Genomic DNA, 17,070 nt, shown 5'->3' on the forward strand with positions numbered 1-17,070 from the left:
TGTCACACAAGTGTCAAGCGCCGGCGCTAGCGGTGGGTCCCAGCTACTCTGGAGCGCTGCATGCTGGTGGTTGAAGGTCTGACGTGTCGCTTTGGCGCGAAAGCCGCGGTGGACGACGCTTCATTTCAAATTTCGCCCGGCGGCTTCGTCGGCGTGATCGGACGCTCGGGCGCCGGCAAGTCGACCCTGCTGCGGACCATCAACCGCCTCGCGACCCCTTCGCAGGGCCGCATCCTGTTCGACGGCCTCGACGTCACCGCGCTGCGCGGCAAGGAGCTGCGGCAGTGGCGGGCGCGCTCCGCGATGATTTTTCAACAGTTCAACCTGGTCGGCCGGCTCGATGTTCTCACCAACGTCCTGATGGGCCGGCTCGCGACCATGCCGGCCTGGCGCTCGCTATCGCAGACCTGGCCCGAGCGGGACAAGGCGCTGGCGATGTCCGCGCTCGAGCAGTTCGACATCGCCCCGCTCGCGGCCCAGCGCGCCGACCAGCTCTCCGGCGGCCAGCAGCAACGCGTGGCGATCGCCCGCGCGCTGGTGCAGCAACCCGACATCATCCTCGCCGACGAGCCGATTGCCTCGCTCGACCCGCGCAACACCAAGATCGTGATGGATGCGCTGCTGCGCATCAACAAGCACTTCGGTATCACCGTGCTCTGCAATTTGCATTCGCTCGATCTGGCGCGCAGCTATTGCGACCGCCTGATCGGCATGGCGCAGGGTCGCGTGGTGTTCGACGGCGCGCCGGCTGAGTTGACCGACCACGTTGCGCGTGAGCTCTACGATCTCGAAGCCGCCGAAATCATGGGCGGCATGCCGGTGTCGTCGCCTGAAGGCATTCCAGCGCTTGGAACGGCGGCAGCCGCCTGAGCCGCACCGCATCGTTAGTCACCAGTTTTTGCGTCAACCGACCCCAACCGATGAAGAGGGTATCATGATCACTCGCAGATTAGTTCTTGCCGGCGCCGCTGTGCTGGCCTTCACCGCCGCCGCTTCCGCCGAAGACTGGAAAGCCAAATATCCCGAGCTGACCTTCGCGGTCGTCCCGGCCGAGAATGCCTCCGGCGTGACCGAGCGCTGGGCGCCGTTCGTGAGCTATCTCTCCAAGGAATTGGGCGTGAAGGTCACGCTGCGCATCGCCAACGACTACGCGGCCGTGATCGAAGGCCAGCGCGCCGGCAACATCCATATCGCCAGCTATGGCTCGGCCTCGTTCGCTCGCGCCCGCCTGACCGGCGTCAAGACCGATGCCTTCGCCAACGACATCAACGCCGACGGCTCGACCGGTTATTACTCGGTGTTCTTCGTCAAGGCGAGCAGCTCCTACAAGAGCGTCGATCAGCTCAAGGGCAAGAACCTCGGCCTGGTCGACCCGAACTCGACCTCCGGCAACAACGTGCCGCGCTTCGAGCTCGACAAGATGGGCATCGCGGATGCCGACACCTATTTCGGCAAGGTCGTCTTCACCGGCAGCCATGAGAACGCGATACTGGCGCTGGCGCAGGGCACGGTCGACGTTGCGGCCAACCAGTGGACCAGCGACGACGATTCGACGCTGGCGCAGATGCTGACCAAGAACATGCTGAAGAACGCCGACGGCTCGGCGATGAAGAAGGATGACTTCCGCATCATCCACAAGTCCGCGCCGATCATCAACGGCCCCTATGCCTATAATTCCGACCTGCCGGAAGACGCCAAGGCGGCGATCGCGAAGGCGTTCTTCGACGCGCCGGCCAAGGACAAGGCGGCCTTCGACCGTCTCTCCGACGGCCAGAAGAAGGGCTTTCACCCCGCCACCACCAAGGATTGGGATGGCACGATCGAGCTGATCAAGTTCGTCGATGCACTGCGTAAGAAGAAGGCGTCCTGATTTTTGGGACGACGCACTGGAGCCGGGTCGATGGACCCGGCTCTTTCTCTTTTGAGCGAACATTCGCCCTGATCAGATGACCGTCGCGGTTTCGATCCTCCCCGAGCAGCAGCTGGCTGTACTCAATGCCGCCTATCGCCAGGCGGTCGCGCGCAGGCGATGGCGGCTCCTGTTCGGGGCCGTGGTGTTCGCCGCTGCACTGCTTCTCGCCGCGGTCGGCGCGGAAGTGAACTTGCGCACGCTGTTCACCCATTTCGGCAACTTCGTCAGCTATTTCGACCGCATCCTCGCGCTCGACAACGGCCAGCGGGTCTGGACCGATGCCGGTGAGTGGCTGTGGGGCTGGCGCAAATGGCTGAAGATGCTGGGCGAGACCCTGCTGATCTCCTATGTCGGCACGCTAATCGGCGCGACTTTTGCGTTCTGCCTGAACTTCTTCGCGGCTGAAAACACCTCGCCCGCGCCCTGGCTGCGCTTCGTGGTGCGGCGCCTGCTCGAATTCGCCCGCACGGTGCCCGGCATCGTGTTCGCGCTGATCTTCGTGATCGCCTTCGGGCTCGGACCGATGGCAGGCGTGCTGGCGATTGCGATTCACTCCACCGGCGCGCTCGGAAAGCTGTTCTCCGAGATCGTCGAGAACGCCGACATGAAGCCGGTCGAAGGCGTCCGCTCGACCGGCGCGAGCTGGCTCTCCTGCATGCGCTTCGCCATCCTGCCGCAGGTCACGGCAGGCTACGCCAGCTACGCACTGCTGCGTTTCGAGATCAACGTTCGCGAGGCCTCGGTGATGGGCTTTGTCGGCGCCGGCGGCATCGGCCAGGAGCTCGTCGTCGCCATCCGCAAGTTCTACTATTCGGACGTCAGCGCGATCCTGCTCACCATCATTGTCACGGTCTTCATCATCGACATCAGCACCGGCTGGCTGCGTGGCCGGCTGTTCGGCAGGGAGACGCGGACGTGACGGGGCCGCAGGAGATCGACACCGCAGCGCTTCGCGCGCGCTATCCTGACGTGTTCGACCGGCCGGCCTCGGCGCGGCTCGCGATGCCGGCGATGATCGTCGTGGCGTTCGCGATCCTGGTCTACGGCCTCGTCGATCTCGACTTCTCGCCATCGCGCCTCTTCGCCGGCCTCAGCCAGCTCGGCTGGATCAGCCTGATGATGATCCCGCCGGATCCCGGCTCGTCGCTGCCGATCTATCTGAAGGCGCTGGGCGAGACGCTGTCGATCGCGCTGCTCGGCACCACGTTGGCCGCGGTGTTCGCGCTGCCGGTCAGCCTGCTGGCCGCGCGCAACATCGTGCCGTCGAACATCCTGCGCTTCCCGGTCCGCCGCTTCCTCGATTCGATCCGCGGCGTCGATACGCTGATCTGGGCGCTGGTGTGGATCAACGTGGTCGGGCTCGGCCCGTTTGCCGGCGTGCTCGCCATTGCCGTGTCCGATTTCGGCGCCTTCGGAAAACTGTTCTCGGAGGCGATCGAGGGCGCCGACCAGAAACAGGTCGAGGGCATCCGCGCCTCCGGCGGCAGCGCGCTGCACGAGATTCGCTTCGGTCTGCTGCCGCAGGTCCTGCCGGTGATCGCCGGCCAGGTGCTCTATTTCATCGAATCGAACACGCGCTCGGCCACCATCATCGGCATCGTCGGCGCCGGCGGCATCGGGCTCCAGCTCGCCGAGCAGATCCGCGTGCTGGAATGGCAGAAGGTGTCGTTCCTGATCCTGATGATCCTGGTCGCGGTTGCCGCGATCGATTTCGTCTCGGGCAAACTCCGCTTCGCCATCATCGGGCGAAGGGCGGTGGCATAATCGCAGATACCGTAGGCTCCATTTCATGGTTGCTACGACTCCACCAAAAACTCCACCCGCTCCGCGGCAAAGCGCGAATGCTTGGTCACCAGCGGCTTGCCGTCGGGATCGTGATCGGTCGCGTCGACCACCAGGATCGGCCGTCCCAGCGCCAGATCGAGCCGTGCGGCGTCGGTTGCGTCGACGATGCCGGCGGTGATCCGGGTCGCGCCGCGGCGATAGTCGCGGACGCCGTAATGCTCGAGCAGTTTCGTCATCGAGCGTGTCGCCGCGAATACAGCGCCCGCATCGGGAAACAATCCCGCTGACAGCCACGTCGTGGAGACGCAGATCGGCGTGCGGTCGGCGAGGCGGATGGTCTCGATCCGGACCAGTGGCGCGCCGGCCTTGAGACCGAGTTCCCGCGCGAGTTCGCGGGTCGCGACATCATCGGACGCCTCGATCAACCGGCCATGCGGTTCGCGACCCTCCGCGCCGACGATCTCGGAGAAACGGGTCCGCGAGCGCAGCGGGTAGGCGAGCTTCTGCGCCTCGACATAGGTTCCGCTGCCGCGTTCGGCCCGCACGATGCCGCGCTCGGCAAGTGCGGCCAGCGCACGCCGCACGGTGTGGCGGTTGACGCGATAGGTTTCGGCGATCTCCACCTCGCCCGGCAGCTTGTCGCCGGCGGCAAAGCGGCCGTCGGCGATGCCGCGCTCGATGCCGTCGGCAACGAGGCGCCACAACGCGACGCCGGAGGAGGCTGTGTCCTGCATGCTCATGTGGCCGGGAAGCTACTCCAGAAATCACGCCTTTGTCACGAAACAGTCATGGCGCTCCCGTATCAAGTTGTCTAGTATCATAGACAACTTGGATTCGGCAAGTTCTGCAGAAAAGTTCGGTGACTTTGGTGACCCAGCACAACAATCAGCAAGCCCAGCGCAAGGCCGCGATGGCCGTGCTGGCGCACGCGGAGGCGGGCGAGATCGCCGCTCGCCTCCGCGCTCTCGCCCTGCCGGCGCATCAGGATCTGCGCGCGCCGGAAAACGGCCTCGTCATGCTGCGCGGCCGGGTCGGCGGCGACGGTGCGCCGTTCAACCTCGGCGAAGCGACGGTATCGCGCGCCGCGGTCAGGCTTGCGAGCGGCGAGGTCGGTTTCGGTTACACGCTCGGTCGCGACGGTGAGAAGGCGCGGCTGATCGCGCTGTGCGACGCGCTGGTGCAGTCCAGCGATTTCGGCGGCGCGGTGGAGCGGGACGTTATCGCGCCGTTGCGTGAGCAGCTTATGGTCAAACGCAGGCAGGCGGCGGCCGAGACCGCGGCGACGAAGGTTGATTTCTACACCATGGTGCGCGGTGAGGGGTGAGATCATGACCACGATTGCGGAACTGCCGCCGGGGTTCGCCGACAAGGTGCTGTCGGCGCAATCGACCTTTCGTTCGGTCATGGACGCGATGGCGCGGCCGGGTTCGGTGCAGCGCATCGTGCCGGTGGCCGGAACGCCTCATGCGATGATGCGCGGCACGGCCGCGATCGCGCTGACGCTGTTCGACCACGACACGCCGCTCTGGCTCGATGCGCGCATGTCGGAAAGTTCCGATGTCGTGAAATGGCTGAAATTCCACACCGGCGCGCCGGTGGTGCAGGATTCCTCGATTGCGAGCTTCGCGCTGATCAGCGACGGCGGGGCGCTGCCTTCGCTCGAGTGCTTCGCGCTCGGCACCAGCGAATATCCGGATCGGTCGACCACGTTGATCCTTCAGGTCGAGAGCCTGGACGGAGGACGCAGCTTCGAGCTGCGCGGCCCCGGCATCGACGGTGTCGCGACGCTCCGGGCCTCGATCAAGCCGTTCGACCTGTTCGATCGCCTGCGCGTCAACGAAACGCTGTTTCCGCGCGGCATCGATGTGGTGCTGGTCGCCGATGATGCCGTGGTTGCGATCCCGCGCACCACGCGCGTCGTGAACAAGGGAAGCTAGTTGCATGTATGTCGCAGTCAAAGGCGGCGAACGCGCCATCGAGAACGCCCATCGCCTGCTCGCACATGCGCGGCGCGGCGACCCAAGCGTTCCGGAAATCTCTCTCGACCAGATCTCCGAGCAGCTTGGCCTCGCCGTGGACCGCGTCATGAGCGAGGGCTCGCTCTATGACCGCGAGCTCGCGGCGCTCGCAATCAAGCAGGCGCGCGGCGACCTGATCGAGGCGATCTTCCTGGTCCGCGCCTTCCGCGCCACGCTGCCGCGCTTCGGCGCCAGCGCGCCGGTCGAGACCGGCGCGATGCGGGTGCAGCGGCGGGTGTCCTCGACCTTCAAGGACATTCCCGGCGGCCAGATCCTCGGCCCGACCTTCGACTATACCCACCGCCTGCTGGATCCCTCGCTCGCCGAAGGCTTTGTGCCGGAAACACCGGCGACGGCCGAAGCATCGACTGCGCCAACCCCGCGGGTGACCGACATCCTCGGCCGCGACGGGCTGATCGAGTCCTCGCCGCAGGCCGAGGAGGGCGCCAGCGTCGGCGATCTCACCCGCGAGCCGCTGAATTTCCCGGCGGACCGCGATCTGCGCTTGCAGAACCTCGCGCGTGGCGACGAAGGCTTCCTGCTGGCGATGGGCTATTCCACCCAGCGCGGCTACGGCCGCAACCATCCCTTCGCCGGCGAGATTCGCTTCGGTGAGGTCGAGGTCGAATTCTTGGCGGAAGACGTCGGCTTCGCCGTGCCGCTCGGCTCGATCGAGCTCACCGAGTGTCAGATGGTCAACCAGTTCACGGGCTCCGCGACGGAAGCGCCGTGCTTCACCCGCGGCTATGGCCTCGCCTTTGGCCAGAGCGAACGCAAGACCATGTCGATGGCGCTGGTCGACCGCGCGTTACGCGCGCGAGAGCTCGGCGAAGAGGCACTCGCTCCCGCGCAAGATGAAGAATTCGTGATGTCGCATTCGGACAACGTCCAGGCGACCGGCTTCGTCGAGCATCTGAAGCTGCCGCATTATGTCGACTTCCAGTCCGAGCTCGGCCTGTTGCGCAAGCTGCGCAAGGAATTCACTGATGCCAATGCGCCCGACGCCATGAAGGAGGCCGCGGAATGAACGCGCCCGCCTACAATTTCGCCTATCTCGACGAGCAGACCAAGCGGATGATCCGCCGCGCGATCCTCAAGGCGATCGCGATCCCAGGCTATCAGGTGCCGTTCGCCAGCCGTGAAATGCCGATGCCCTATGGCTGGGGCACCGGCGGCGTCCAGGTCACCGCCGCGATCCTCGGGCCCGAGGACGTGCTGAAGGTGATCGACCAGGGCTCCGACGACACCACCAACGCGATCTCGATCCGAAAGTTCTTTGCCAAGACCGCCGGCGTCGCCACGACGACGGCGACGGAAGATGCGACCGTGATCCAGACCCGCCACCGCATCCCGGAGACGTCGCTGCACGAGAACCAGGTGCTGGTCTATCAGGTGCCGATCCCGGAGCCGCTGCGTTTCCTCGAGCCGCGCGAGACCGAAACGCGGCGCATGCACGCGCTCGCCGAATACGGGCTGATGCATGTCAAGCTCTACGAGGACATCGCCCGCTTCGGCCACATCGCGACGGCTTACGCCTATCCGGTAAAGGTCAACGCGCGCTACGTGATGGACCCGTCGCCGACGCCGAAATTCGACAATCCCAAGATGGACAATTGCCCCGCGCTGCAATTGTTCGGCGCCGGCCGCGAGAAGCGCATCTACGCGATCCCGCCCTATACGCAAGTTGTGTCGCTCGACTTCGAGGATCACCCCTTCGAGCCGTATCGCTTCAACGCGCCGTGCGCGCTGTGCGCCGCGGAAAATTCCTATCTCGACGAGATCGTCACCGACGACAAGGGCGGTCGCATGTTCGTCTGCTCCGACACCGATTATTGCGAGGGACGCCAGGCCGCCGGCCATCACGGCAGCCTCAGCGCCGCGCCGTACAAGGAGAAGGCGGGCTCACATGGTTGATCTCGACATGCTCGAAAACGACCAGCCGCTGCTGGTTGCCGGGTCTCTCAGCAAATCCTATGGCCGCATCGCCGCGTGCCGCGACGTGTCCTTTGCGCTCTATCCCGGCGAGGTGCTGGCGATCGTCGGCGAATCCGGCTCGGGCAAGTCGACGCTGCTGCAGCTGCTGTCGGGTCAGCTCGCGGCCAGCGGCGGCCAGGTGTCCTATCGGATGCGCGACGGCGTCACCCGCGATCTTGCCACACTGGGCGAGGCCGAGCGGCGCTTCCTGTTCCGCACCGATTGGGGTTTCGTGCACCAGGATCCCGCGCAGGGGCTGCGCATGGCGGTCTCGGCCGGCGCCAATGTCGGCGAACGGCTGATGGCGGTGGGGTGGAATCATTACGGCCGCATCCGCGATACCGCGTCGGACTGGCTGACCCGCGTCGAGATCGACATCGCACGCATCGACGATGCGCCGCGCACCTATTCCGGCGGCATGCGCCAGCGCCTCCAGATCGCCCGCAACCTCGTCACCGAGCCGCGGCTGGTGTTCATGGACGAGCCGACCGGCGGCCTCGACGTCTCCGTGCAGGCCCGTCTGCTCGACCTCGTGCGCAGCCTCGTTGCCCAGCTGCACCTCGCCGTCATCATCGTCACCCATGATCTCGCGGTCGCGCGCCTGCTGTCGCACCGCGTGATGGTGATGAAGGGCGGCCGCGTCATCGAGACCGGCCTCACCGACCAGGTGCTCGACGATCCCCGCGAACCTTACACGCAGCTCCTCGTCTCCTCGATTCTGCCGCCATGAGCCTTCCAAGAAGAGTTTTCCAATGACCGCAATGATCGACATCGCCGACGCCAACAAGACCTTTACGATGCACCTGCAAGGCGGCGTCGAATTGCCTGTCGTCAGCGGCGTGACCTTCCACGTCGACCCGGGCGAATGCGTCGTGCTATCGGGGCCATCAGGCGCCGGAAAATCGTCGATCCTGAAGATGATTTTCGGCAATTACCGCTGCGACTCCGGCCGTATCGGCATCCGCCATCGCGGCGCGTTGGTCGATCTTGCCACCGCCGAGCCGCGGCAGGTCCTCAACATCCGCCGGGCGACCATCGGCTATGTCAGCCAGTTCCTGCGCGCGGTGCCGCGCGTCGCGACCGTCGACGTGGTCGCCGAGCCCCTGATCGTCAACGGCCTGACGCGCGCGGAAGCGCAACAGCGCGCGGGCGCGCTGCTGCATCGGCTCAATATCCCCGAGCGGCTCTGGCAGCTTCCGCCCGCGACCTTCTCCGGCGGCGAGCAGCAGCGCGTCAACATCGCGCGCGGCTTCATCTCGGATCTCCCGATCCTGCTGCTCGACGAGCCCACAGCCTCGCTCGACGCCGCCAACCGCGCCGTCGTGGTCGAGCTGGTCGCCGAAAAGAAGCGCCAGGGCGTCGCCATGGTCGCCATTGTCCATGACGACGAAATCCGTCATCTGATTGCCGACCGCATCGTCGACGTCACCAGCTTCGCCGCCGCGGCCTGAAGGAAATGGACATGAACGCCAAGTCGAAGGACATCGTGATCGCCAACGCCAGGATCGTGCTGGCCGACCGGGTGATCGAGCAGGGCTGGCTTGCTCTCGCCGATGGACGCATTGCCGAGATCGGTGAGGGCAGGGCGCCTGCGGGGGCAGAGGATGCCGGTGGCGATTTGATCATGCCGGGATTGATCGAGCTCCACACCGACCATCTCGAAGCACATTACGTGCCGCGGCCGAAAGTGTTCTGGAATCCAGTCGCCGCCGTCGTCTCCTATGACGGCCAGCTCGCCACCTCAGGCATCACCACGGTGTTCGACTCGCTCCGGGTCTGGCGCGAGGACGGCGCCGAGGAAGTCGACGGCCGCGCCGGCACGCTCGCCGCCGCGATCACGACCGCGCGCGACGCCGACCTGCTGCGCGCCGATCACTTCCTGCATCTGCGTTGCGAAATCCCGATGCCAAGCGTGGTCGAGGAGGCCAGGGAGCTGATCGACCGTCCCGACGTGCGGCTGATGTCGCTGATGGACCACACCCCCGGCCAGCGCCAGTTCCGCGACGAAGGCAAGCTGCGCGACTATTACCGCGGCAAGGGCGGCGGCAAGACCGACGCCGAGCTCGACCAGCTGTTCGCGAAGCGCTTCGAATATCAGAAGGCCCACGCTGCGACCAACATGCGCGAGATCGTGGCGCTGGCACATAAGTACAAGATCCCGCTGGCGAGCCATGACGATACCACCGAGGAGAACGTCGTGGACGCCGTGCGCGATGGCGTTTCTGTCGCGGAATTCCCGACCACGCTGGAGGCCGCGCGCGGCCTGCATCAGGCCGGCATCGACATCCTGATGGGCGCGCCGAACGTCGTGCGCGGCGGCTCGCACTCCGGCAACATCGCCGCGGTCGATCTCGCCCGCGAAGGCCTGCTCGACATCCTGTCGTCGGACTACATTCCCTCAAGCCTTCTGATGGCTGCATTGCATTTGCCGGAGCACGTGCCCGCCATCAGCCTTGCGGCGGCGATCCGCACGGTGACGAAGGCGCCCGCCGAGGCGGTCGGCCTGTCCGATCGCGGCGAGATCGCCGTCGGCAAGCGCGCCGATCTGATCCGCGTGCACGTCGCGGGCAGCGTCCCCGCGGTCCGCAGCGTCTGGCGCGAAGGGAGCCGTGTCGCATGAGCGAGACCGTCACCGTGGCGGACAAGACGACGGGCGCGATCGGCCCCGGACGGCTCGTGCTCGTGGTCGGCCCCAGCGGCGCCGGCAAGGACACGCTGCTGCGGCTCGCGAGGGCAGCGTGCATCGAGGATCACGACATCGTCTTTCCGCGCCGTGTCGTGACGCGCGAATCCTCCGCCGACGAAGACAATGTCGCGCTTAGCGCCGACGAATTCCGGCGCGCGCGCGAGCATGGGGATTTCGCCGTGCATTGGGAGGCGCATGGGCATTCCTACGCGCTGCCGCTCGACCTCAACGACGATATTCGTGCCGGGCGCGCCGTCGTGGCCAATGTTTCGCGCACTGTGATCGGCGCGCTGCGCGAAGCTTACGCCAATGTCGTGGTGGTCGCGATCACCGCGCCGCCGGATGTGCTGGCGCAGCGGCTTGCCGCTCGCGCCCGTCACAGTGACGGCAATATCTCGGACCGACTCGCGCGCAGCGTGGATGACCAGGCCGCGCAGGCCGACATCACGATCGTCAATGCCGGTAGCGCCGAATACCATGGCCGCCACCTGGTACGCTTGATCAGGAATGAGGGCTGGCACGAGTAGCGGCCAGCGCAACAAGGAGAGTGGAAGAATGTCGGTGATCGAAACGGTCGAGCAGTTAGAGGCCATCTACGGCGTCACCAACGACGCCTCGACCGTGAAAGTCGCCGACCATGTCACTCCGCTCTATCGGGTCTTCATTGAAAAGGCCCCGTTCGCCGCGCTCGCCACCATCGGACCCGAGGGCATCGACTGCTCGCCGCGCGGCGATCTCTCCGGCTTCGTCCGCATTCATGACCCGAAGACGCTGATGCTGCCGGATCGCCGCGGCAACAACCGGGTCGATTCCTTGCGCAACATCGTGCGCGACCCGCGGGTGTCGCTGATGTTCCTGATCCCCGGCTCCGGCAATGCGGTCCGGGCCAATGGCCGGGCCCATCTCTCCATCGATCCCGAGCTGCTCGCCTCGTTCAAGGTCGACGGCAAGGCGCCGCGCAGCGTCATGGTGATGACGGTCGACGAAATCTACTTCCAGTGCGCCCGCGCCATCGTCCGCTCCGACCTCTGGAATCCCGACAAGCGCATCGACCCCAAGACGCTGCCGACGCCCGGCCAGATCCTCGCCGAGATGAGCGAGAACAAGGTCGGCGGCGCGGAGTATGATCGCGCCTGGCCGGCCCGCGCGGCCGCGACGATGTGGTGATGCTCTCTCGTCTCCCTCGCCCCGCTCTTGCGGGGAGCGGGCGGGGTGAGGGGCTCTGAGGTCGCGGGACGTGTTCGGCCTGCATGGTTCGAGACGCCCGCTTTGGCGGGCTCCTCACCATGAGGATCTGGTATCTCGCAGCGAAACGCGACCTCATCCTGAGGGCCCGCCGTGAGGCGGGTGTCTCGAAGGATGGCCGCAGGCGAGCTTCCCGCCACGTTTTCTTCATATGCGATAGCCCCGCTCTGGAGGAGAGAGCGAAGCGGGAGCTCGCTGCGAGTGCTGCGGCTAATTAAATGCCATCCCGCCGCTCAGCGCGACCGTCTGCCCGGTCATGTAGGCGTTGTCGACCAAAAGCATCACGGCCTTCGCCACTTCCTCCGCCGTACCGAAGCGGCCGAGCGGGATGCGGCTGACGAGCTGTGGCTGCCCACTCATCATGTCGGTCTCGATCAGCGACGGCGCCACCGCGTTGACGGTGATGCCCTCCTTGACCAGCCGCGCCGCATAACCTCGCGTGAGGCCCTCCAGGCCGGCCTTGGACGCGTTGTAGTGCGGCCCGATCGAGCCGGCGCCGCGCGCGGCACCGGAGGAGATGTTGACGATGCGCCCCCATTTCCGCGTGCGCATGGCCGGCAGCACCGCCTGCGTGCACAGGAAGACGGATTTCAGGTTGACCAGGATGGTGCGGTCGAAATCGTCTTCGGTGAGATCGTCGATGCCGCGTGTGATGGCGATGCCGGCATTGTTGACGAGGATGTCGATGGGCCCGAGCCCGGCCGCGACGCGCTCGACCATCGCGGTCACGGCCTCGCGCTGCGATACGTCCGCAGCAACGGCGATGGCGCGGCCGCCGCGCTCGCCGATGTCCTCCGCCAATTGCTCGGCCTGCCCGATCCGCTCGCGGCAGTTAATCGCCACGGCCGCGCCGGCCTCGGCCAGCGCGCGGCAGATCGCGGCCCCAATCCCGCGCGAGCCGCCGGTGACGAGCGCCGTGCGTCCCTTGAGATCATCGACCATGCCCGTCTCCTTTACTTGTTCCATGTTTGACCGGACGGTACCACGCCGGTCGCGCGCCTGCGTTGAACTCATCGCGAGATGAATTCGTTTGCCTGCGCTCGTGCCGGAAGGAGTGCTGATGCGCGCTCGTGGCAATTATGGATAGCCATTTCATTGACCGATCGGCCCAAACGCTCGATATTTCCAGGATCGAAACTGCTCTCCGAGCCGAAGCCGCGATATGAAAACCGATCACCAGCGTAATCTTGACGACATGCCTGCGTGCATGACGCGGCGCTGTTTCTCGGCGGCAACCGGCGCCTGTTGTTGTTGCTGACCGCCACCTCACAGCAACCTCACCCAGCAAATCCCAAGACAGGAACGCCGAGACCCCGGCGAACGAGCAGTCATGTCCCAAACTCAATCGAACGCCTACATCATCGAAATCCACGACCGCGCCGCCGGAATCGTCACCCGCGATGCGGGCGGCTTTCGCTTCTTCTCCTCCGAGCGGCTGTTTGACAGCCTCGAAGGTCGCCAGTTCCGCTCGGCCCGCGAAGCCGAGCGCGCCGCCCGCGCCGTGTTCTCCGAACGGAGCCGGCGCGCAAATTCTCCACTCTTCGCCAACTGATCCCATCGAAAGGGCCACGTGATGATCAATCGACGACACATTCTCGCGACGACGCTTCTGCTCGCGGCCGCCTTGGCCGCACCGGCGCGCGCCGAGGACAAGCCGGCGGAAATCCGCATCGGTACGCAGAAGGGCGGCTTCTTCCCGGCGGTGCGCCAGCGTCAGACGTTGGAAAGCGCCTTCAAGCCGCTTGGCATCGAGGTCAGGTGGATCGACTTCCAGTTCGGTCCGCCGTTGCTGGAAGCCATCAATGTCGGCAGCGTCGATTTCGGCTTCGTCGGCGACACCCCACCGATCTTCGCCCAGGCCGGCGGCGCAAGGATACGTTACGTCGCGGCGGTGAAGTCGGACGGCGACAATCAGGCGATCATCGTGCCGAAGGATTCGCCGATCAAATCGCTCGCGGACCTCAAGGGCAAGCGCGTCGCCTTCGGCAAGGGATCGAGCGCGCACAATCTCCTGGTCGCTGCGCTGGAGAAGGCCGGTCTGTCGTGGGCTGATATCACGCCGGCGCCGCTCGCGCCGGCCGATGCCACGGCGGCCTTCGCCAAAGGCTCGGTCGACGCCTGGTCGATCTGGGATCCCTATCTGGCGCTCGCCGAATTGAAGGAGAATGCGCGGGTTCTCGTCTTCGACAAGGACGTGCACAAGCCGAACGCCTACTACATTGCCAACACCGATTTCGTCGAAAAGTATCCGGCGCTGGTGGCAAAGCTCAACACGTCCTTCGCCGCCGAAGGCGTGTGGGCGGAGGCGCATCACGAGGAGGTGGCGAAGGCGCAGGCCGAGGCGACCGGCGTCGACATCGAAGCGGTCCGCCGCTTCGTCAACCGCTCCAGCTATCGCGTGGTGCCGCTCGACGCCGAGGTGGTCAAGCGCCAGCAGGCAGTCGCCGACCGTTTTGCAAAGCTTGGCCTGATCCCGAAACCGGTCAACGTCTCCGACATCGTCTGGACGTGGACGCCGGGTTCCTGAGCGCAACGAGACTCAACTCCGGCGGCGCGCCCTGGTGCGTGCCGCCTTCTTTGCGGCGGCGGAGCGGACCTTGGCGCCCTTGGTGCGGCTCGCCTTGCGCGCGGTGGCCGAACGCGACGCGGCGGTTCGCTGGCTCGCGGCACGCTTGGCCTGTTTCGACAGTGCACTGCGCGACGCGGTCGAGCGCGGCTCCTTCTTCAAGACCTCTTCGACGGCCCGCGACACGCGCGGCCGGCGCTTCGGGGTGCGCTTGCCCTGACCGACCTCATGGGCATATTTGGCGCTGCGGCGCGTCGCCTTCTTGACGCGCCCTTTTCGCGGCGGCGGCAGATCGACGCCGGCACGGCGCGCCTCGGACAGACCGATGGCGATAGCCTGCCGCGGTGAGCGTGCACCATGCTTGCCCTTGCGAATCTTGTCGATCTCGTCCTTGACGAATTCGCCGGCCTGCGTGCTTGCCGATTTGCCGGCACGCTTGTCTTGTCTGGCTTTGCGAATGACTTCTTGTCTTGGCATAGGTCCGGTTCCCTCTGGATTTCACAGGGATGTCTGACCGCAACGCGCAAGATGGACGATTGATCCTGTCAGTTCCCTAGCGCAGCCAGCAGTTCATCGGGGCGCTCGGCCATGATCATGTGGCCGGCGCCCGGCACCACGACGGTCTTCGCATGCGGGATCGCCGCTGCGAGCGCCTTGCCGGCCTTCACCGGCGTCATCATGTCCCGCTCGCCGAGGATGAGCGTCGTGGGCACCGTCACGCTCGCGGCTGCTTGAAGCGCATTGGCGTAAGCATTGCACGCGGACAAATCCCTGAACAGCACTCCCGGCTCGCAAGTCTTGAGAACGGCCTGCGCGCCGCCATGCATCCACAGGCCCGGTGCGAGGCTGCCGCCGAGCTCGGCGTTGAAGCCGAGGCCCCAGATCGAGACCATGTCGACGGCGTCCTGGTCGTTGGCCTCGGCCGCCTTCAGCAGATCCGGGCCGACCGTCATGGTCGCGGCCGTGCCGATCAGACTCAGTGCGGAGACTTTTTCGGGATGCCGTGCCGCCGTTTCCAGCGAGATCAGCGATCCCATGGAATGGCCGATCAGATGCGCCTTCGCAGCTCCGGCTGCATCGAGCAGGGCCGCCGTCCAGTCGGCCATCTCGGCGATGCTGCCAAGCGAAGGTCCGGCCGAGCGGCCGTGACCGGGCATATCAGGCGCCAGCACGCCAAATCCGTGATGGGCGAACCAGCGCGTGTGCAGCGCCCAGGTCGAATGATCGAAGCCGGCGCCATGGAGAAAGACGACCGCGGGCAGGGATTTGTCGAAGTTGCGGCCGCCGGTCGCGACAAACATTTCGGTGCCGTTGACGGAGAGCTTCATGGTGTCAGACCTTTTGCGAGATGCGCAGCGCTTGGGTGAGATCGTCGATGATATCGCTTGCGGTCTCGATGCCGACCGACAGCCGCACCAGCTCTTCGCCGATGCCGGAGGCCTTGAGCTGCGCGCCGTCCATCTGCTGGTGCGTGGTCGAGGCGGGGTGGATCACCAGCGTCTTGGCGTCGCCGACATTGGCGAGATGGCTGATCATGCGCAGCTGCTCGATGAACTTGCGGCCCGCGGGCCGCCCACCCTTGATGCCGAAGGAGACGATCGAGCCGGCGCCGCGCGGCAGCAGTGTCTTTGCAAGCTGGTAGTCCGCGTGGTCCTCCAGCGAGGGATGCAGCACCCAATCCACGGCCTTGTTGGCTTTCAGCGCTTCCAGCACGAGGTGCGTGTTCTGGATGTGGCGGTCCATGCGCACGCCGAGCGTCTCGACGCCCTGCAACAGCTGGAACGCGTTGGTCGGCGACAGGCAGGCGCCGAAATCGCGCAGGCCTTCGGTGCGCGCGCGCATGATGAAGGCTGCGGTGCCGAACTGCTCGTCGAAGACAATGCCGTGATAGCCGCCATAGGGCTCGGTCAGCACGCCGAATTTTCCGGATGAACGCCAATCAAACCGGCCGCCGTCGACGATGGCGCCGCCGATCGCGATGCCGTGGCCGCCGATCCATTTGGTCGCCGAATGCATGACGAGGTCGGCGCCGAGCTCGATCGGACGGCTGAGATAGGGCGTGGCAAAGGTGTTGTCGATCAGCAGCGGGATCTTCGCGTCATGCGCGATCGCAGCGACCTTCGGAATGTCCAGCACCTCGAGCCCGGGATTGCCGATGGTCTCGCCGATCACCAGCTTCGTGTTCGGCTTGATCGCCGCGCGGAACGCCTCGAGGTCGCGCGGCTTCACAAATGTCGTGGTGATGCCGAAACGCGGCAGCGTGTGCGCCAGCAGGTTGATGGTGCCGCCATAGAGCGAGCTCGACGCCACGATATGATCGCCGGCGTTGAGCAGCGTCGCGATGGCCAGATGCAGCGCCGCCATGCCGCTCGCGGTGCAGATCGCGCCGACGCCGCCCTCCAGCGCCGCGAGCCGTTCCTCCAGCACGCCGGTGGTCGGATTGGAGATGCGCGTATAGATGTGGCCGGCGCGCTCCAGATTGAACAGCGCGGCGGCGTGGTCGGAATCCTGGAACACATAGGACGTGGTCTGGTAGATCGGCACCGCGCGGGCGCCGGTCGCGGGGTCCGGATGCTGGCCCGCATGCAGGCTCAGGGTCTCGAAGGCGGGCGGTTTTGGCGCGGGCATGCGTGGCCTCGTTGGTCGGTCGGCGGAGGCGGCTCTTGTGCCACAAAACGGCGCGCGACGTCAGCCCATTGACACCGCCGCGGAGACGGTGTGCTCCCTCGCCCCGTTCTTACGGGGAGAGGGTTGGGGTCATCTGCGCTAGGTTAGTCGTGCGCGGAGATTGTCGTGTTGTTTTTGGCGCCGTCGCGGTGGTTCGCAGAGGTGGCGGCGGGTTCGGCTGAAGAGATTACGGACAGCCTGCCACAGAAGTGGTCCA

At 65.8% G+C, this 17,070-nt stretch carries 20 protein-coding genes; 15 read left to right on the forward strand and 5 right to left on the reverse strand.

Annotation, left to right across the window (positions count from 1 at the left end; all coding sequences use genetic code 11):
* The first annotated feature begins 60 nt into the window (after window positions 1-60).
* The 4 genes from phnC (at window position 61) to phnE (QCM77_RS20025) (ending at window position 3,676) form a co-directional block, all read left to right on the forward strand.
* Window positions 61-870, forward strand: coding sequence for a phosphonate ABC transporter ATP-binding protein (gene phnC / locus QCM77_RS20010; RefSeq protein WP_279684593.1), 810 nt, complete (start codon window positions 61-63; stop codon window positions 868-870).
* 64 nt (window positions 871-934) lie between these two features.
* On the forward strand, window positions 935-1,870 hold the full coding sequence (gene phnD / locus QCM77_RS20015) for a phosphonate ABC transporter substrate-binding protein (protein ID WP_279684594.1): 936 nt from the start codon (window positions 935-937) through the stop codon (window positions 1,868-1,870).
* Window positions 1,871-1,946: 76 nt separating this feature from the next.
* Window positions 1,947-2,831: a phosphonate ABC transporter, permease protein PhnE gene (gene phnE / locus QCM77_RS20020; RefSeq protein WP_279684595.1), complete on the forward strand. Its 885-nt coding sequence runs from the start codon at window positions 1,947-1,949 to the stop codon at window positions 2,829-2,831.
* Window positions 2,828-3,676 carry a phosphonate ABC transporter, permease protein PhnE gene (phnE, locus tag QCM77_RS20025; RefSeq protein ID WP_279684596.1) on the forward strand — a complete coding sequence of 283 codons (849 nt, stop codon included), beginning with the start codon at window positions 2,828-2,830 and terminating at the stop codon, window positions 3,674-3,676. Before phnE (QCM77_RS20020) ends, phnE (QCM77_RS20025) begins: the two co-directional genes overlap by 4 nt.
* A 32-nt stretch (window positions 3,677-3,708) precedes the next feature.
* Here phnE (QCM77_RS20025) and phnF read toward each other — a convergent pair whose 3' ends face one another.
* Entirely contained in the window at window positions 3,709-4,437 is a 729-nt protein-coding gene (gene phnF / locus QCM77_RS20030) for a phosphonate metabolism transcriptional regulator PhnF (RefSeq protein WP_279663292.1), read from the reverse strand.
* A 119-nt stretch (window positions 4,438-4,556) separates the two neighbouring features.
* On the opposite strand from phnF, the gene phnG reads away from it, so the two are divergent.
* From phnG to QCM77_RS20075, 9 genes are read left to right on the forward strand one after another with little or no spacing between them, the layout of a single operon-like run.
* On the forward strand, window positions 4,557-5,021 hold the full coding sequence (gene phnG / locus QCM77_RS20035; RefSeq protein WP_279684597.1) for a phosphonate C-P lyase system protein PhnG: 465 nt from the start codon (window positions 4,557-4,559) through the stop codon (window positions 5,019-5,021).
* Window positions 5,022-5,025: 4 nt separating this feature from the next.
* Window positions 5,026-5,634, forward strand: a complete 609-nt coding sequence (phnH, locus tag QCM77_RS20040; protein WP_279684598.1) for a phosphonate C-P lyase system protein PhnH — start codon at window positions 5,026-5,028, stop codon at window positions 5,632-5,634.
* 4 nt (window positions 5,635-5,638) lie between these two features.
* Window positions 5,639-6,742 (forward strand): carbon-phosphorus lyase complex subunit, encoded by a 1,104-nt coding sequence (locus QCM77_RS20045; RefSeq protein WP_279684599.1) that lies wholly within the window; start codon window positions 5,639-5,641, stop codon window positions 6,740-6,742.
* Window positions 6,739-7,629 carry an alpha-D-ribose 1-methylphosphonate 5-phosphate C-P-lyase PhnJ gene (locus QCM77_RS20050; RefSeq protein WP_279684600.1) on the forward strand — a complete coding sequence of 297 codons (891 nt, stop codon included), beginning with the start codon at window positions 6,739-6,741 and terminating at the stop codon, window positions 7,627-7,629. The genes QCM77_RS20045 and QCM77_RS20050 overlap by 4 nt, the downstream gene beginning before the upstream one ends.
* Window positions 7,622-8,419, forward strand: a complete 798-nt coding sequence (gene phnK / locus QCM77_RS20055) for a phosphonate C-P lyase system protein PhnK (RefSeq protein WP_279684601.1) — start codon at window positions 7,622-7,624, stop codon at window positions 8,417-8,419. Before QCM77_RS20050 ends, phnK begins: the two co-directional genes overlap by 8 nt.
* A gap of 22 nt (window positions 8,420-8,441) precedes the next feature.
* Complete coding sequence (gene phnL, locus QCM77_RS20060; protein WP_279684602.1) at window positions 8,442-9,140, forward strand: phosphonate C-P lyase system protein PhnL; 699 nt, start codon at window positions 8,442-8,444, stop codon at window positions 9,138-9,140.
* Between the two features lie 11 nt (window positions 9,141-9,151).
* A complete protein-coding gene (locus tag QCM77_RS20065) occupies window positions 9,152-10,309 on the forward strand; it encodes an alpha-D-ribose 1-methylphosphonate 5-triphosphate diphosphatase (protein WP_279684603.1) in 1,158 nt (385 codons plus the stop codon).
* A complete protein-coding gene (phnN, locus tag QCM77_RS20070; RefSeq protein ID WP_279684604.1) occupies window positions 10,306-10,902 on the forward strand; it encodes a phosphonate metabolism protein/1,5-bisphosphokinase (PRPP-forming) PhnN in 597 nt (198 codons plus the stop codon). The genes QCM77_RS20065 and phnN overlap by 4 nt, the downstream gene beginning before the upstream one ends.
* A 28-nt stretch (window positions 10,903-10,930) precedes the next feature.
* Window positions 10,931-11,542 carry a pyridoxamine 5'-phosphate oxidase family protein gene (locus QCM77_RS20075; protein WP_279684605.1) on the forward strand — a complete coding sequence of 204 codons (612 nt, stop codon included), beginning with the start codon at window positions 10,931-10,933 and terminating at the stop codon, window positions 11,540-11,542.
* 288 nt (window positions 11,543-11,830) lie between these two features.
* On the opposite strand, the gene QCM77_RS20080 is transcribed toward QCM77_RS20075, so the two are convergent.
* Entirely contained in the window at window positions 11,831-12,562 is a 732-nt protein-coding gene (locus QCM77_RS20080) for an SDR family NAD(P)-dependent oxidoreductase (RefSeq protein WP_279684607.1), read from the reverse strand.
* A gap of 388 nt (window positions 12,563-12,950) precedes the next feature.
* On the opposite strand from QCM77_RS20080, the gene QCM77_RS20085 reads away from it, so the two are divergent.
* On the forward strand, window positions 12,951-13,172 hold the full coding sequence (locus QCM77_RS20085; RefSeq protein ID WP_279663273.1) for a hypothetical protein: 222 nt from the start codon (window positions 12,951-12,953) through the stop codon (window positions 13,170-13,172).
* A 21-nt stretch (window positions 13,173-13,193) separates the two neighbouring features.
* Window positions 13,194-14,147: an aliphatic sulfonate ABC transporter substrate-binding protein gene (locus QCM77_RS20090; RefSeq protein WP_279684608.1), complete on the forward strand. Its 954-nt coding sequence runs from the start codon at window positions 13,194-13,196 to the stop codon at window positions 14,145-14,147.
* A gap of 12 nt (window positions 14,148-14,159) precedes the next feature.
* On the opposite strand, the gene QCM77_RS20095 is transcribed toward QCM77_RS20090, so the two are convergent.
* The 3 genes from QCM77_RS20095 to QCM77_RS20105 all read right to left on the reverse strand — a co-directional run bounded on the left by QCM77_RS20095 (window position 14,160) and on the right by QCM77_RS20105 (window position 16,814).
* Window positions 14,160-14,663: a DUF6496 domain-containing protein gene (locus QCM77_RS20095; RefSeq protein WP_279684609.1), complete on the reverse strand. Its 504-nt coding sequence runs from the start codon at window positions 14,661-14,663 to the stop codon at window positions 14,160-14,162.
* 68 nt (window positions 14,664-14,731) lie between these two features.
* Complete coding sequence (locus QCM77_RS20100; RefSeq protein WP_279684610.1) at window positions 14,732-15,514, reverse strand: alpha/beta fold hydrolase; 783 nt, start codon at window positions 15,512-15,514, stop codon at window positions 14,732-14,734.
* A gap of 4 nt (window positions 15,515-15,518) precedes the next feature.
* A complete protein-coding gene (locus QCM77_RS20105) occupies window positions 15,519-16,814 on the reverse strand; it encodes an O-acetylhomoserine aminocarboxypropyltransferase (protein WP_279684611.1) in 1,296 nt (431 codons plus the stop codon).
* Window positions 16,815-17,070 lie beyond the last annotated feature (256 nt).

Origin of the sequence: Bradyrhizobium nivariense, assembly GCF_029846695.2 — a bacterium.
GTDB lineage: Bacteria > Pseudomonadota > Alphaproteobacteria > Rhizobiales > Xanthobacteraceae > Bradyrhizobium.

Bases quoted from the DNA above. Each gene is read 5' to 3' on its own strand.
- phnC (WP_279684593.1), top strand. From the start codon at position 61: ATGCTGGTGGTTGAAGGTCTGACGTGTCGCTTTGGCGCGAAAGCCGCG.
- phnD (WP_279684594.1), top strand. From the start codon at position 935: ATGATCACTCGCAGATTAGTTCTTGCCGGCGCCGCTGTGCTGGCCTTC.
- phnE (WP_279684595.1), top strand. From the start codon at position 1,947: ATGACCGTCGCGGTTTCGATCCTCCCCGAGCAGCAGCTGGCTGTACTC.
- phnF (WP_279663292.1), bottom strand. From the start codon at position 4,437: ATGAGCATGCAGGACACAGCCTCCTCCGGCGTCGCGTTGTGGCGCCTC.
- phnH (WP_279684598.1), top strand. From the start codon at position 5,026: ATGACCACGATTGCGGAACTGCCGCCGGGGTTCGCCGACAAGGTGCTG.
- QCM77_RS20045 (WP_279684599.1), top strand. From the start codon at position 5,639: ATGTATGTCGCAGTCAAAGGCGGCGAACGCGCCATCGAGAACGCCCAT.
- QCM77_RS20050 (WP_279684600.1), top strand. From the start codon at position 6,739: ATGAACGCGCCCGCCTACAATTTCGCCTATCTCGACGAGCAGACCAAG.
- phnK (WP_279684601.1), top strand. From the start codon at position 7,622: ATGGTTGATCTCGACATGCTCGAAAACGACCAGCCGCTGCTGGTTGCC.
- phnL (WP_279684602.1), top strand. From the start codon at position 8,442: ATGACCGCAATGATCGACATCGCCGACGCCAACAAGACCTTTACGATG.
- QCM77_RS20065 (WP_279684603.1), top strand. From the start codon at position 9,152: ATGAACGCCAAGTCGAAGGACATCGTGATCGCCAACGCCAGGATCGTG.
- phnN (WP_279684604.1), top strand. From the start codon at position 10,306: ATGAGCGAGACCGTCACCGTGGCGGACAAGACGACGGGCGCGATCGGC.
- QCM77_RS20075 (WP_279684605.1), top strand. From the start codon at position 10,931: ATGTCGGTGATCGAAACGGTCGAGCAGTTAGAGGCCATCTACGGCGTC.
- QCM77_RS20080 (WP_279684607.1), bottom strand. From the start codon at position 12,562: ATGGTCGATGATCTCAAGGGACGCACGGCGCTCGTCACCGGCGGCTCG.
- QCM77_RS20085 (WP_279663273.1), top strand. From the start codon at position 12,951: ATGTCCCAAACTCAATCGAACGCCTACATCATCGAAATCCACGACCGC.
- QCM77_RS20090 (WP_279684608.1), top strand. From the start codon at position 13,194: ATGATCAATCGACGACACATTCTCGCGACGACGCTTCTGCTCGCGGCC.
- QCM77_RS20095 (WP_279684609.1), bottom strand. From the start codon at position 14,663: ATGCCAAGACAAGAAGTCATTCGCAAAGCCAGACAAGACAAGCGTGCC.
- QCM77_RS20100 (WP_279684610.1), bottom strand. From the start codon at position 15,514: ATGAAGCTCTCCGTCAACGGCACCGAAATGTTTGTCGCGACCGGCGGC.
- QCM77_RS20105 (WP_279684611.1), bottom strand. From the start codon at position 16,814: ATGCCCGCGCCAAAACCGCCCGCCTTCGAGACCCTGAGCCTGCATGCG.